General features: G+C 74.1%; 9 protein-coding genes. 6 read left to right on the forward strand and 3 right to left on the reverse strand.

What is annotated here, in order from left to right; translation table 11 throughout:
- Positions 1-222: 222 nt before the first annotated feature.
- Positions 223-1,113: an ATP-grasp fold amidoligase family protein gene (locus Ae331Ps2_RS26605; protein WP_075305780.1), complete on the reverse strand. Its 891-nt coding sequence runs from the start codon at positions 1,111-1,113 to the stop codon at positions 223-225.
- A 256-nt stretch (positions 1,114-1,369) separates the two neighbouring features.
- On the opposite strand from Ae331Ps2_RS26605, the gene Ae331Ps2_RS26610 reads away from it, so the two are divergent.
- The 3 genes from Ae331Ps2_RS26610 to Ae331Ps2_RS26620 all read left to right on the forward strand — a co-directional run bounded on the left by Ae331Ps2_RS26610 (position 1,370) and on the right by Ae331Ps2_RS26620 (position 5,068).
- Complete coding sequence (locus tag Ae331Ps2_RS26610) at positions 1,370-2,371, forward strand: glycosyltransferase family A protein (protein ID WP_170917060.1); 1,002 nt, start codon at positions 1,370-1,372, stop codon at positions 2,369-2,371.
- Positions 2,372-2,449: 78 nt separating this feature from the next.
- Entirely contained in the window at positions 2,450-3,652 is a 1,203-nt protein-coding gene (locus Ae331Ps2_RS26615) for an MFS transporter (RefSeq protein ID WP_075305778.1), read from the forward strand.
- An 87-nt stretch (positions 3,653-3,739) separates the two neighbouring features.
- On the forward strand, positions 3,740-5,068 hold the full coding sequence (locus Ae331Ps2_RS26620; protein ID WP_020623907.1) for an MFS transporter: 1,329 nt from the start codon (positions 3,740-3,742) through the stop codon (positions 5,066-5,068).
- Positions 5,069-5,085: 17 nt separating this feature from the next.
- On the opposite strand, the gene Ae331Ps2_RS26625 is transcribed toward Ae331Ps2_RS26620, so the two are convergent.
- A complete protein-coding gene (locus tag Ae331Ps2_RS26625; RefSeq protein ID WP_075305777.1) occupies positions 5,086-6,561 on the reverse strand; it encodes an MFS transporter in 1,476 nt (491 codons plus the stop codon).
- A 117-nt stretch (positions 6,562-6,678) separates the two neighbouring features.
- On the opposite strand from Ae331Ps2_RS26625, the gene Ae331Ps2_RS26630 reads away from it, so the two are divergent.
- From Ae331Ps2_RS26630 to Ae331Ps2_RS26640, 3 genes are all read left to right on the forward strand, one after another.
- Complete coding sequence (locus Ae331Ps2_RS26630; protein ID WP_075305776.1) at positions 6,679-8,235, forward strand: acetolactate synthase large subunit; 1,557 nt, start codon at positions 6,679-6,681, stop codon at positions 8,233-8,235.
- A gap of 138 nt (positions 8,236-8,373) precedes the next feature.
- Complete coding sequence (locus Ae331Ps2_RS26635) at positions 8,374-9,726, forward strand: MFS transporter (RefSeq protein ID WP_075305775.1); 1,353 nt, start codon at positions 8,374-8,376, stop codon at positions 9,724-9,726.
- Positions 9,727-9,833: 107 nt separating this feature from the next.
- The gene (locus Ae331Ps2_RS26640; RefSeq protein ID WP_075305774.1) at positions 9,834-10,817 is read left to right on the forward strand and encodes a DUF4073 domain-containing protein; all 984 of its coding nucleotides are present in this window, start codon (positions 9,834-9,836) and stop codon (positions 10,815-10,817) included.
- 69 nt (positions 10,818-10,886) lie between these two features.
- On the opposite strand, the gene cobN is transcribed toward Ae331Ps2_RS26640, so the two are convergent.
- Positions 10,887-14,531, reverse strand: coding sequence for a cobaltochelatase subunit CobN (gene cobN / locus Ae331Ps2_RS26645; RefSeq protein ID WP_075305773.1), 3,645 nt, complete (start codon positions 14,529-14,531; stop codon positions 10,887-10,889).
- Positions 14,532-14,607 lie beyond the last annotated feature (76 nt).

Consider the following 14,607-nt stretch of genomic DNA (forward strand, 5'->3'; position numbering starts at 1 on the left):
TCAGGTGCTGATCGACGGGTGGCGCGCCGTCGCCACACCCCTTCGCGGGCAGCCACACCTGTTGCAGCGGGTGTGGCTGCCGGCGAAGGGGTGTGGACCTGCGGCGACCCGCGACGACGCGCGGCGACTGGCCGCGTGGGGTGCCGCGGCGGGCGGCGGGTCGCCGCGGGGCAGCGGGACCGCGGGGGCTGCGAGGGCCGCCGGGTGGGTGCGCGAGCCCGGTCAGGAACGCTGGATGAACTTCTCCGGGATCGGTGTCCCGTTGCGCCACAGGTTCCCCAGGGCCCGGTCGAAGGCGCGGGGCCGCAGCCGGACGAGCCCGCCGCCCGGGTTGTGGGTGATCTCGCCGAAGTAGACGTGGCCGTCGACGTCGTAGAGGTCGACGCGGCAGAAGGTGAAGTCCTTGCCCAGCGCGCGGGCGATCTCCAGCATCCGCTCGTAGGAGGCGGGCTTCTCCGGCAGCGCGTCGGCCTGGGAGAACCGCCCGGAGATCCGGAACGGCACCCAGTCCGGGTGCAGCATCGTCGAGGTGTGGGCGGTGAACCGGTCCTGGTCGACGACGACCATCGCGGGCTCGCCGTGGAAGACGAAGAACTTGTAGTCGGCGGGCGGCGTGGTGCCGTCGCCGATCATCTCCTCGACGACGGCGCGCGGCGTGAGCCCCTCGTAGGGGCGCTCGCGCCAGCCGTGGGTGAAGAAGTCGGTGCGCAGCCAGCGGGCGACCGTCGAGCGGATCTTCGCGTGGTCGGCGGCCGCCGGGTGGCGCACCAGGATCGTCATGTCGCAGCCGTGGGTGCCCTTGACGACGTAGGGGCCGGTGGGCGCCTCCAGGTCGAGGTCCTCGGCGCGCTCGACCACCTGGAGGAGCGGGATGAGGTGCTCCGCCCCGATGCGCTCGGCGACGTGCTCGCGGACGGTGTACTTGTCCGCGGTGACGTGCACCAGTTCGGGCTGGTCGTCGAGGTTCTTCTTGGCGAGCAGCTGGGACCAGGTCCGCGGCCGCCGGAACGTCGTCAACTCCCCCTGGAACAGGGCGTGGTGGGCCATCGCGAAGGCGCGATGCGGCAGGAACCGGAGCCGTCGGGACAGCATCACCCGTGCGTCGAACGACATTCTCCGGACGATAGCGACCCTCTCCCACCGCCCGGCGCACCGGCCCCGGACCGGGTGGCCCGACCACCCGGGGCAACCCCGGATGCCGCACGGACGTCACCAACAGTGGGCACGCTCGTTGCCATTCGCGAGGAATGCCCGCAGCACGGCCTCGGTCGAGGGCGTGCCGAACGCACTGCGTCACCCCTTACGGTGATTGAGGGGCCGACGGCGCCGAAGACGGCGCACCCCGGAAGGAGCACCGACTGTGCCGATCGTGCGGAACCCCCACGTTCTCGTCACCGTGATCACGCCGGCCTACAACGTCGGCCCGTGGATCGGTGAGGCCATCGACTCGGTGCTCGCGCAGACCGAGTCCCGGTTCGAGTACCTCGTCGTGGACGACGGGTCGACCGACGACACCGCCGACATCGTGCGCTCGCGCGCCGAGCGCGACCCGCGGGTGCGGCTGATCCAGGTGGAGAACGGCGGCTCGGGCGCCGCGCGCAACCGCGCGCTGGCCGAGAGCGCCGCCCCGTTCGTCGCGTTCCTCGACGGCGACGACCGCTGGCACCCCGAGTTCCTGTCGCACATGCTCGAGACCCTGCACACCGCCCCGCCCGGGGTCGGGATGGCGTACTGCCACACCCGCGTGATGATGGAGTCCGGGCAGGTCGTGGCGCTGCGCTGGCAGCCGTCGGGCAAGGTCGACATCGACAAGCAGCTGGTGGAGAACAACCCGCCGCACAACGGCAGCTCGCTCATGATCCGCCGGGCCTGCTTCGACCAGGTCGGCGGCTTCGACTGCTCGCTGCCCTCCGCGGTGGACTTCGAGATGTGGCTGCGGATCGCCGCCGGGTCGAACTACCCGCTGATGTGGGGCACCCGCCGCTGGCTGCTCGACATGCGGCTGATGCGCACCGGCTCGATCAGCTCCAACCGGCAGCGCCGGTTCGAGTGCCTGGACAAGGTCATCGCCGACTACGCACCGCGGATGCGGCGCCAGCACCCGGGGATGGCCTACGTCCGGCCGGCGGTGTTCGCCTACCGCGACGGGCTCGACGACTTCGGCGACCGGTGGGCGCTGCTGGCCCGCGAGGCCGGCACGAAGGAGCTCGCGAAGGACTCGTGGGGCCGGTCGCTGCTGGCGTGGAACAGTGCGGGCCGCGAGCGGCGCGCGCAGCTGCGCAACGTCCGCGACACCGCCCGCAACAGCGCCTACAAGGGCGTGTCCGGGGCGCTGCGCACCGCGGTGAAGCTCAACTCGCTGCGGGGATGACCCCGGCACCGCGCCTGCGGGAACGCCACGGCTGACCCGCGACCCGCAGGCGCCCGCCCGCTCCAGCATGATGGGCCCGTGGTGGCAGTCGGAGCGGGCCGGACGGAACGACGGGCCCGGCTGGCGGTGGCCCTGGTCTTCCTCACCAACGGCCTGGTCTACGCCAACCTGCTGCCCCGCTTCCCGCAGGTCAAGGCCGACCTCGGCCTGTCCAACACCCAGCTCGGGCTCGCGGTGGCCGCGATGCCGTTCGCGGCGCTGCTGGCCGGGCTCACCGCGGGCCCGCTGATCGCCCGGTTCACCTCGGCGAAGGTGGCGTCGTTCGGGATGGCGGTGATCGCCCTCGGCGTCGTGCTCGTCGGGTTCGCGCCGTCCTGGGGGCTGTTCGCCACGGCGATGCTGCTGGTCGGGGCGGCCGACGCCGTCGTGGACGTCGCGCAGAACGCGCACGGGCTGCGGGTGCAGCGCCGCTACGGCCGGTCGATCCTCAACGGGTTCCACGCGCTCTGGTCGGTCGGGGCGGTCGCGGGCGGACTGATGGGCTCGGCCGCAGCCGGGGCCGGGCTGGCGCTGCCGGTGCACCTGGGGCTGTCGTCGCTGCTCTCAGTGGTGATCGCGGTCGCGGTCCACCCGCTGCTGCTGCGCGGCGACGACCGCGACGACCGTCCGGCCCCCGGCGCGGCCGACGGTGCACCGCCGCGCAGGCCGTGGACCGGGCTCGGCACCCGCACCGTGGCGCTGCTCGCCGTGTTCGGGCTGGTCGCGATCTCCGGCACCCTGGTGGAGGACTCCGGCGCCACCTGGGCGGCGGTCTACCTGCAGGGGCTCGGGGCCGGTGCGGCCGTCGCCGGCCTCGGGTTCGTGGCGCTGCAGGGCTGCCAGTTCGTCGGCAGGCTGGTCGGTGACCGGGTGGTCGACCGGTTCGGCCAGCGCGCGGTGGCCCGCGCCGGTGGCGGGCTCGTACTCGCCGGGATGGGCCTCGCGCTGGCGTTCCCGACCGTGCCCGGCACCGTCGCCGGGTTCGGTCTCGCCGGTTTCGGGGTGGCGACGCTCGTCCCGGCCGCGATGACCGCCGCCGACCACCTGCCGGGGCTGGCACCGGGCACCGGGCTGACGATCGTCACCTGGCTGATGCGGGTCGGGTTCCTGATCTCACCGCCGGTGGTCGGGCTGGTCGCCGACGCGACGTCGCTGCGGGTGGGGCTGCTCGTCGTCCCCCTCGCGGGGCTGGTGGTGGTGCTCCTCGCCGGGGTGCTGGCCGGGCGGCGCCGGCCCGGCTGAGCACCGGTCGACATGATCACGACCGGATCCGACAGGATCATCCGTACGTCTCGACACGAATCGGTCGGCGCCCTAGCGTCGTGACGCATGTCACCCACCGTCCCGCCGGCGCCGCCGGGACCCACGCTCCGGTCGTCCCGCAAGGTCGCCACCGCCAGTCTCGTCGGCACCACCATCGAGTGGTACGACTTCTTCATCTTCGGCACGGCCGCGGCCCTGGTCTTCAACCAGGTGTTCTTCCCGTCGGTCGACCCCGTCACCGGAACCCTGTCCGCGTTCGGCGCGTTCGCCGTCGGGTTCATCGCCCGCCCGCTGGGCGGGGCGGTGTTCGCGCACTTCGGCGACAAGGTCGGCCGCAAGCCGATGCTCGTGTACTCGCTGCTCCTGATGGGCGCGGCGACCGTCGGGATGGGCCTGCTGCCCGGCTACGACACCCTCGGCATCTGGGCACCGGTCCTGCTGGTGGTCCTGCGGTTCCTGCAGGGCTTCGGTGTCGGCGGCGAGTGGGGCGGGGCGGCGCTGATGGCCGTCGAGCACGCCCCGGCGCACCGTCGCGGGTTCTACGGCAGCTGGCCGCAGGTCGGAGTCCCCCTCGGCCTGGTCCTGGGGACCGCGACGTTCGCGGTGCTGTCGGCGACGCTGACCGACGAGCAGTTCCTGGCCTGGGGCTGGCGGGTGCCGTTCCTCGCCAGCGTCGCGCTGATCGCGGTCGGGATGTGGATCCGGCTCGGCGTCCACGAGTCACCGGTGTTCCAGCAGGCGATGGACGAGAAGGCCGCGAACCGGATGCCGGTGCTGGAGGCGCTGCGCACCTACCCGAAGGAGATCGGGCTCGCGGCCGGCTCGTTCCTCGCGACGAACTCGACGTTCTACGTCTCCTCGGTCTGGCTGGTCACCTACGCCACCCAGCAGCTGTCCTACGACCGCACCACGATCCTCGCCGCGAACTCGGTGCTGTCGCTGTCGGACATCCCGCTGATCCTGGCGTTCGGTCTGCTGTCGGACCGGATCGGTCGGCGCCCGATGTTCGTCGGCGGGATGGCGCTGCTGGCCGTGTTCGCGGTGCCGTACTTCTGGCTCGTGTCCACCGGCAGCATCTGGCTTTTCCTGCTGGGCGGGCTGATCGTCCAGGTGGCGCGCTCGGCGGTGTACGGGCCGCAGTCGGCGTTCTTCGCCGAGCAGTTCTCCACCAGCATGCGGTACTCGGGGGCGTCGCTGGCCTACCAGATCGCGTCGATCCTGGGCGGCCTCGCACCGCTGCTGTGCACCGCGCTCGTCGCGCTGACCGGGTCGCTCTACGCCGTCGCCGGCTACGTCGTCGGGATCGCGCTGGTGTCGCTGGTCTGTTCCTGGCTGATGACCGAGACGCTCCGGTCGGGGCTGCGCGACGACGCCGTCGCCGTCGCCCGGACCTGACCCCTGACTTCTGACCTCTACCGCCGGCCGGTCGCGGTCGCCGGCGTGCCCCTGCCCCGGGCGCGCCGGGCCGCGACCAGGTCGGCGACACCGAGCACCAGGGCCAGCGCCACCAGCCCGACGGTGATGAGCAGGCCGTGCGAGATGGCGTCCGCCCAGTCCCCGCCGGACGCGGTGAGCCTGCCGAAGAACACCGCACCGACCGCGGACAGCCCGATCGCCGTCCCGATCCGCTGCCCGGTCTGCAGCACCCCGCCCGCGGTGCCGCCGGAGGTGTGCGGGATCTCCGACAGCGCGAGGGTCTGGTTCGGGGCGATCACCAGCCCGCCGCCCGCCCCGGCGAGCAGCAGCGGCCCGGCGATCGCGAGCCCGGTCCACGGGCTGTGCGCGGTCGCGGCGAGGACGAGGTCGGTGACACCGAGCCCGACCATCACCGTCGCCAGCCCGACGACGATCATCGGCTGCCCGAAGCGCGCCACCAGGCGTCCTCTCAGGGCGGAGGTGACGGCCGAGCCCAGCGCGAACGCCGTCAGCGTGAGACCGGTCTGCAACGGGGTGTATCCCAGCCCGTTCTGCAGGTAGAGGGTGAGCACGAAGAAGATCGAGGTGAACCCGGCGAAGTAGACGGCGCCGAGCGAGGCGCCGACGGCGTAGCTGCGGGTCCGCAGCAGCGCGAAGTCGACCAGCGGGTGGCCGTGGACGCGCTTGGCCCGCCGCTCCCACGCCACGAACGCCACCAGCGCCACGACCGAGACCGCGACCAGCCACCAGGGCGCCGACGCCGGGTCCCGCTCGGCGAGCACCAGCGGCAGCATCAGCGCGACGACGGCGACACCGAGCAGCGCCGAACCGCCCAGGTCCAGCGGGCGCCGTTCCCCCGCCGGCGCGGTGTCGGCCGGCAACAGCCGGAACGCGGCGACCAGCGCCGCGACGCCGATCGGGATGTTGACGAAGAAGACCCAGCGCCAGCCGTCGGCGTCGCCGGCCCAGGCCAGCAACAGCCCGCCGAGCAGTGGGCCGACCGCGGTGGAGATCCCGACGACGGCGCCGAACATGCCGAACGCGGTGCCCCGCTCCGGACCGCGGAACAGGTCCTGGATGAACCCGACGACCTGCGGGGACAGCAGCCCGGCCGCGACACCCTGCACCAGCCGGACCGCGACGAGCACCTCCGGGTTCGGCGCGAACCCGGCGACGGCGCTGGTGAGGGTGAACAGCGCCAGCCCGGTGACGAACATGCGACGGCGGCCACGGTCGTCGCCCAGCCGTCCGGACGCGACCAGGACCAGGCCGAACGTGAGCGCGTAGCCGGACACGATCCAGGACAGCTGCGCGGCCGAGGCCCGCAGCGCGGTCTGCATGGCGGGCAGCGCGACGTTGACGATGCTGACGTCGAGCAGGCTCATGAACCCGGCGACCAGGCAGACCGACAGTGCCCGCCAGCGTCGGGGGTCGGGGGTGTACACCTCGGGGGCGGTGCGGTCGTCGCTCACAGTCCCTCATTCCCCGCCCTGGCGCTGCGGGGCGCAACTCGAACCCGGGTCCTGCGGGCGCGCGTCACATCGTGTGGACTCACCGACCATGTGGACCGTACAGATCGGGAACCGGTCGTGAGGGGCGCCGAGGCGCTGGTCGGGTCGCTCACCGCGGCCGGTGTCGACGTGTGCTTCATGAACCCGGGCACCTCGGAGATGCACTTCGTGCAGGCGCTCGACGCGGTGCCGGAGATGCGTGGCGTGCTGGCCCTGTTCGAGGGCGTCGCGACCGGCGCCGCCGACGCCTACGCGCGCATCGCCGGGAAGCCCGCGGCGGTGCTGCTGCACCTGGGGCCGGGGCTGGGCAACGGGTTGGCGAACCTGCACAACGCGCGCCGGGCCGGGATCCCGCTGCTGTGCGTCGTCGGGGGGCACGCGACAGACCACGTCCGGTTCGACGCGCCGCTGCAGTCCGACATCACCGCGGTCGCACGGACCGTGTCCGGGTGGGTGCACACCAGCGGCGACGTCCGCGACGTCGCCGCCGACGCCATGCGTGCCCTCGCCGCGACCGGCGAGCGCGGCGGGCAGGTCGCGACGCTGGTGCTGCCCGCCGACGTGTCCTGGTCCGAGGGTGCGTCGCTCGCCCCGCCGCTGCCGGTCACCGGGCCGGTCCCGCCGGACGCCTCACGGGTCGCCGCGGCCGCCGACGCCGTCCGCGCGCCCGGCGCGACGCTGCTGCTGGGCGGGCCCGCACTGAGCGCGGCGGGCGTCGACGCCGCCGGGCGGATCGCCGCGGCGACCGGGACACGGCTGCTGGTGGAGACCTTCCCCCGGCGCTGGGAGACCGGCGCCGGCCGGACCCGCATCGACAAGCTGGCCTACTTCGCCGAGCAGGCGATCGCACAGCTGGACGGCACGTCGTCGCTGGTGCTGGCCGGGGCGCGGTCGCCGGTGTCGTTCTTCGGCTACCCGGGCGTGCCCGGGGACCTGGTGCCCGAGGGTGCCGCCGTGGTGGGGCTGGCCGACGCGACGACCGACGCGACGGCCGCGCTGGAGGCCCTCGCCGACGTCGTCTCCGGGGACGCGGCCGCCGCGCTCGCCCCGCACGAGGCGCCGGAGCCCGCGCCGGGGCCGCTCGACGTGCGGGGGCTGTGCGCCGGCGTCGCCGCGACGCTGCCGCAGGACGCGATCGTGGTCGACGAGGCGCTGACGGCGACGGCGACGCTGGCGATGTCGTTGCAGACCGCGCCGCGGCACACCCAGCTCGCGCTGACCGGCGGCGCGATCGGGATGGGGCTGCCCGCCGCGGTGGGCGCCGCCGTCGCCGCCCCGGACCGTCCGGTGGTGGCGGTGCAGGCCGACGGCAGCGCGCTCTACACGCTGCAGGCACTGTGGACGATGGCCCGCGAGCGGCTCGACGTCACCGTCGTCCTGATCAACAACGCGGCCTACTCGATCCTGCGGGTGGAGCTCGCCCGCACCGGTGCCGGGGAGGCGGCCCACTCGGGGCGGGCGGGACGGATGCTCGACCTCTCCGACCCGACGCCGGACTTCACCGCGCTGGCGACCGGGCTGGGGGTGCCCGCCGAGCGGGTCACCACCACCGAGGGCCTGCTCGACGCGCTGCGGCGGGCGCAGGCAGAGCCGGGCCCGCACCTGGTCGAGGCGATCGTCCCGGCGCTGGGCTGAGCGCTCCCGGTGCCGACCGCACGGCCGCGCCGGCACCGCGTCCCGGTCGGCGACCTGCGCCACCACGGCCAGGTCGCCGACCAGGCGCTCCCTGAATCGGCTTGACCTGCACCCGGGTTCAGGGAGCAGGGTGGCGCCGTGGTCGAGGCGCGGACGGACGGTGCGGGGGTCTGGTCCCCGGGCCGCGCGCCGACGACCGTCGGGATCCTGCTGCTGATCAGCCTGACCGCGTTCGAGGCGATGGGTGTGGGGACCGCGATGCCCGCCGTCGTCGCCGACCTGGGCGGGGTCTCCCGGTACGCCTGGCCGTTCGTGCTGTTCCTGGCCGCGGCGGTCTTCGGCACCGTCGCCGGCGGTCGCTGGTGCGACGTCCGGGGCCCGCGGGTGCCGCTCGTCGCCGCGCCGGTCCTGTTCGGGGCGGGCTTGATCGTCGCCGGGTTCGCGACGACGATGGCCGGGCTGCTGGCCGGACGGGTCCTGCAGGGGCTGGGTGCGGGAGCCCAGGGTGTCGCGGTGTACGTGCTCGTCGCCGAGGTGTACCCCACGCGGGCGCGCCCGGTGGTGTTCGGGCTGATCTCCTCGGCGTGGGTGCTGCCCGCGCTCGTCGGCCCGCCACTGGCCGGGCTGGTCACCGAGCACCTCTCCTGGCACTGGGTCTTCCTCGGTCTGCTGCCGGTGGTGGGGCTGGCCCTGGTGCTGATCGCGCCGGTGGTGCGCGTCCTGCGACCGCCCACCGGTCCGGCGGCCGGCGACCGTGGGACGGGTCTGGTGCCCGCGGCACTCGGTGCCGCGGTCGGCGTCGCCGGGCTGAGCTGGGCGCTGGAGAACCTCGACGTCGGCGGGGCGGTGGCCGGCGTCGTCGCGCTCGCGGTGCTGGTGCCGTCGCTGCGCAGGCTGCTGCCCCGCGGGACCGTCGTCGCGCGCCCGGGCATCGCCGCGGTCGTCGCGGCCCGCGGCCTGGTCGCCGGGGCGTTCTTCCCGGTCGTGTCGTTCCTGCCCCTGGTGCTCACCGCGACGCACGGCTGGTCGCTGACCGCCGCCGGGACGCCGCTGATCGTCGCGTCGCTGGGCTGGTCGGGCGCCGCCGCCTGGCAGGCCCGCAGACCCGACGCCGACCGCGCACTGATGCTGCGCACCGGGTTCGCGATGATCGCCGCGGGCCAGGTCGCGCTGGTCCCGGTCGCCGCCGGGCTGCTGCCGGGCTGGCTCGCCGTGGGGTTCTGGGGCGTGTCCGGGCTCGGGATGGGCGTGGCGTTCTCCGCGATCGCCTACCTGACCCTGGCCCACTCCGACGCCGGTGACGTCGGTGCGCACTCCTCGGCGGCCCAGCTGCTCGACCAGCTCGCGACGGCGGTGTTCGTCGGTCTGGGCGGGGCGCTGCTGGTGGCGCTGGGTTCGCCCGCGGTCGCGCTGCCGGTGCTCGTCGCGGTCGTGGCCTGCCTCTCCGGGATCGGCGCGGTGACCGCGGGGCGGACCCGCGTCCGCGCCTGAGGCGACCGGTTCGGGCCGCCGTGTCCGGATCGACACCTGCCGTCGGTCTGGTGATCACCCGGCCGGGTGAGGGTGGGCGTCGTCGTCCCCACTCCCCCGGAGGTCCCGTGACCCGCCCGTCCCCCCGCATCCGCCTCGTCGCCGCAGCGGTGCTCGCCCTGTCCCTCGCCGTCGCGCCGGCCGCCCTCGCCGCTCCCGCGCCGCAGGCCGGGCCGCGGGCCGTGCTCGACGTGGTCAGCGACGTGCAGGGTGATCTGCCCGACCTCGCACACACCCTCGCGGATCTGGACGACCTCGGCCGCGACGCCGACGGCCCCGGTCCCGCCGACGCGCTCGTCGTCAACGGCGATCTGGTCCCCTCCGGCACGGTCGCCGAGTACGAGGCGTTCACCGCCGCGCTGGCCGCCGGTCCGCCGCGGGCCCGAACGCTGGCCGCGATCGGCAACCACGAGTACTACACCGGGGAGCCGGACGCCGTGCTCACCGAGCGGTTCCTGCGCTACACCGGGATGCCGGCGCCCTACCACCGCAGCGACGTCCGTGGGGTGCCGGTGCTGTTCCTCGGCAGCGTGGCGGCGCCGGGCGACGACGCCTATGCCGTCCTCGGCGACGAGCAGCTGGACTGGTTCGACCGCGAGCTCGACCGCGCCTCGGCCCGGCCGGGTCCGGTGCTCGTGTTCTCCCACCACCCGCTGCTCGACACCGTGTCGGGGACCCGGGGTGCCACGGGCGCGGACAACTACTGCTGCCAGTACCCGCGGCCCGAGCACGACCGGCTGCTGCAGATCATGGGCGACCATCCCGACGTCGTGTTCCTGACCGGGCACACCCACTACGACCTGGGGCTCGACGACTGGGCGGTCCGCCGCACCGTCCCGGGCGGCCACCCCGAGGGGTTCACCGCCGTCAACACCGGCTCACTGCAGACGCAGTGGTCGACCGCGCCGGACGGCAGCGAGGTGGCCGCCCCGACCCGGGCGATGAACCAGGGGCTGCGGCTGGTCGTCGACGGCGGGCGGACCGTGGTCGAGGCGCACGACTTCGCCGCGGACACCGTGGTGAACCGCATCGAGATCACCACGGGCGGCTGACCACCGCCGACGGCCCGGGCCACGACCCGCTCGACGAGGGGGCGTGGCCCGGGCCGGGGCACGACGGGATCAGTCACCCTCGATGTCGCCCTCGGACTCCAGGTAGGCCTGGCGCAGCGCGTCCAGCGTCGCCTGCTCCGGGCTCTCCCAGAGCCCGCGGTCGACGGCCTCCAGCAGTCGTTCGGCCATGCCGTGCAGCGCCCACGGGTTGGACTCGGACAGGAACTTGCGGTTGTCCGGGTCCAGCACGTACTCGGCGGTCAGCGTCTCGTACTGCCAGTCCGCGATGACGCCGGTGGTGGCGTCCCAGCCGAACAGGTAGTCGACGGTCGCGGCCATCTCGAACGCGCCCTTGTAGCCGTGCCGGCGCATCGCGGCGATCCAGCGCGGGTTCACCACGCGGGCACGGAAGACCCGGGCGGTCTCCTCGTGCAGGCTGCGGGTGCGCACCGCCTCCGGACGGGTCGAGTCCCCGACGTAGGCGGCCGGCGCGGTGCCGGTCAGCGCGCGCACCGTGGCGACCATGCCGCCGTGGTACTGGTAGTAGTCGTCGGAGTCGGCGATGTCGTGCTCGCGGGTGTCGACGTTCTTGGCCGCCACCGCGATCCGCCGGTAGGCGTTCTCCATGTCGTCCCGGGCCGGGACGCCGTCGAGGCCGCGGCCGTAGGCGTAGCCGCCCCAGGTGGAGTAGACCTCGGCGAGGTCGGCGTCGCCGCGCCAGTCGCGGGAGTCGACGAGCTGGAGCAGCCCGGCGCCGTAGGTGCCCGGCTTGGAGCCGAAGATCCGGGTGCGGGCGCGGCGGTCGTCGCCGGTGCGCTCGCGATCGGCCTCGACGTGGGCGCGGACGTAGTTCTGCTCCGGGGTCTCGTCCAGCTCGGCGACCAGCTTCACCGCGTCGTCGAGCAGGGCCAGCACGTGCGGGAACGCGTCGCGGAAGAACCCGGAGATGCGGACCGTGACGTCGACGCGCGGGCGGCCGAGCTCGTCGAGGTCGATCACCTCCAGGCTGCGGACGCGGCGGCTCGCGTCGTCCCACACCGGGCGGACGCCGAGCAGGGCGAACACCTCGGCGACGTCGTCGCCGGAGGTCCGCATCGCGCTGGTCCCCCACACCGACAGGCCGACGCTGCGCGGGTACTCGCCGTGGTCGGCCCGGTAGCGCTCGACCAGCGACTCGGCCATCGCCTGCCCGGTCTCCCAGGCCAGCTTCGACGGGACGGCCTTCGGGTCGACCGAGTAGAAGTTCCGCCCGGTCGGGAGCACGTTGACCAGCCCGCGCAGCGGGGAGCCGGACGGGCCGGCCGGGATGAAGCCGCCGTCGAGGGCGTGCAGCACCCGGTCGAGCTCGTGCGCGGTGGCGTCGAGCCGCGGCACGACCTCGTCGGCGGCGAAGCGCAGCACCGCACGCACCCCGTCGGCGTCCACGGCGGGGAGCACCTCGGAGCCGGCCGGGCCGGGGGTCAGGTGCTCGTCGACGACGGCGTCGACTGCGGCCGGGTCCCAGCCGCGGGACTCCATCGCCGCGACGAGGGCGCGGGCCACCTGCTCGACGGCGTCGGTGCGGGCGTTGGTCTCCGAGCCGTCCTCGACCAGCCCGAGGGCCTGGCGCAGACCGGGGACCGACTGCTCGCCGCCCCACATCTGCCGGGCGCGGAGCACCGCCAGCACCAGGTCGACGCGCTGCTCCCCGGCCGGGGCCTGGGCGAGCACGTGCAGGCCGTCGCGGATCTGGACGTCCTTGATCTCGCACAGCCAGCCGTCGACGTGCATGAGCATGTCGTCGAAGACGTCCTCGTCGGGACGCTGCTCCAGCCCGAGGTCCTGGTGCATCTGCGCCGCGGTCATCAGCGTCCAGATCTGCTGGCGGATCGCGGGCAGCTTCGCCGGGTCCAGCGCGGAGATGTTGGCGTGCTCGTCGAGCAGCTGCTCCAGGCGGGCGATGTCGCCGTAGGACTCGGCGCGCGCCATCGGCGGGATGAGGTGGTCGACCAGGGTGGCGTGCGCACGGCGCTTGGCCTGCGTGCCCTCGCCGGGGTCGTTCACCAGGAAGGGGTAGACCAGCGGCAGGTCGCCGAGGACGGCGTCGGTGCCGCAGGAGGCCGACATCCCCAGTGTCTTGCCGGGCAGCCACTCCAGGTTGCCGTGCTTGCCGATGTGCACGATCGCGTGCGCACCGAACCCGCCCTCGGACTCCGGCGCGGCCAGCCAGCGGTAGGCGCCCAGGTAGTGGTGCGACGGCGGCAGGTCCGGGTCGTGGTAGATCGCGACCGGGTTCTCCCCGAAACCGCGCGGCGGCTGCACGATCAGCACGACGTTCCCGCGGCGCAGCGCCGCGACGACGATGTCGCCGTCCGGGTTCTGCGAGCGGTCGACGTAGTGCTCGCCCGGCGCCTCGCCCCAGTGCTCGACGACGCCGTCGCGGAAGTCCTCGGGCAGCGTGTCGAACCAGCTGCGGTAGGTCGCGGCGGAGATGCGGACCGGGTTGCCGGCCAGCTTGTCCTCGGTGAGCCAGTCCGGGTCCTGCCCGCCGGCCTCGATCAGGGCGTGCATGAGCGCGTCGCCGTCGCCGGCCTCGACGCCCGGGAACGCCGCCTCGCCCTCGGTGGCGACCGCGTAGCCCGCCGCGGCCATCGTGCGCAGCAGCGCCACCGTCGACGCCGGGGTGTCCAGCCCGACCGCGTTCCCGATCCGCGCGTGCTTGGTCGGGTACGCCGACAGCATCAGCACGATCTTCTTGTCCGCGTTCGGGACCCGGCGCAGCGTCGCGTGCTTCACGGCGATCCCGGCGACCCGGGCGGCCCGCTCGTCGTCGGGGACGTAGACCGAGAGGCCGTCGGCGTCGGTCTCCTTGAACGAGAACGGGACGGTGATCAGCCGGCCGTCGAACTCCGGCACCGCGACCTGGGTGGCGACGTCGAGCGGGGACATCCCGTCGTCGTTGGCCTCCCAGGTGGCCCGGGAGCTGGTCAGGCACAGGCCCTGCAGGATCGGGACGTCGAGCGCGGCCAGCTCGGTGACGTCCCACTCCTCGTCCTCGCCACCGGCCTGGGCGCCGGCGGGCTTGGTACCGCCCGCGGCGAGCACGGTGACGACCATGGCGTCGGCCTCGCGCAGCCGCTCGAGCAGAGCGGCCGGGGCCTGGCGCAGCGACGCGCACCAGATCGGCAGCGCGCGGGCGCCCTTCGCCGCGATCTGCTCGCAGAGGGCCTCGATGTAGCGGGTGTTCCCGGCGAGGAACTGGGCGCGGTAGAACAGCACCGCGACCGTCGGACCGTCGACGTCGGTGGCCGGGACGGACAGCTCACCCCACTCGGGCAGATCCACCGGCGGCGCGAAGCCCTCACCGGTGAGCAGCACGGTGTCGGACAGGAACGCGTGCAGCTGCGCCAGGTTCTCGGTGCCGCCCTGTGCCAGGTAGGTGTGCGCCTGGGCCGCGACGCCCGCGGGCACCGAGGACAGCTCCATCATCTCCGCGTCCGGGGCCATCTCCCCGCCCAGGCAGACCAGCGGCGTCGCGCGGGCCCTCAGCAGGTCCAGGCCCTCCTCGAAGTAGCGGTACCCGCCGAGGACACGGACGACGACGACGTCGGCGGCGTCGGCCATCTCGGCCAGCTCGTCGTGGGTGACCCGGTTCGGGTTGGCGAGGCGGTAGTCCGCGCCCGAGGACCGGGCCGAGAGCAGGTCGGTGTCCGAGGTGGACAACAGGAGGATCACCGGAGGGCTCCGGGCACAGCATGGGCGCGCGTCATCGACGGACCTTCCTCGGGATCCTCGTCCCGGGTGGGGTGGC

Source organism: Pseudonocardia sp. Ae331_Ps2 (assembly GCF_001932405.1).
Classification (GTDB): Bacteria; Actinomycetota; Actinomycetes; order Mycobacteriales; family Pseudonocardiaceae; genus Pseudonocardia.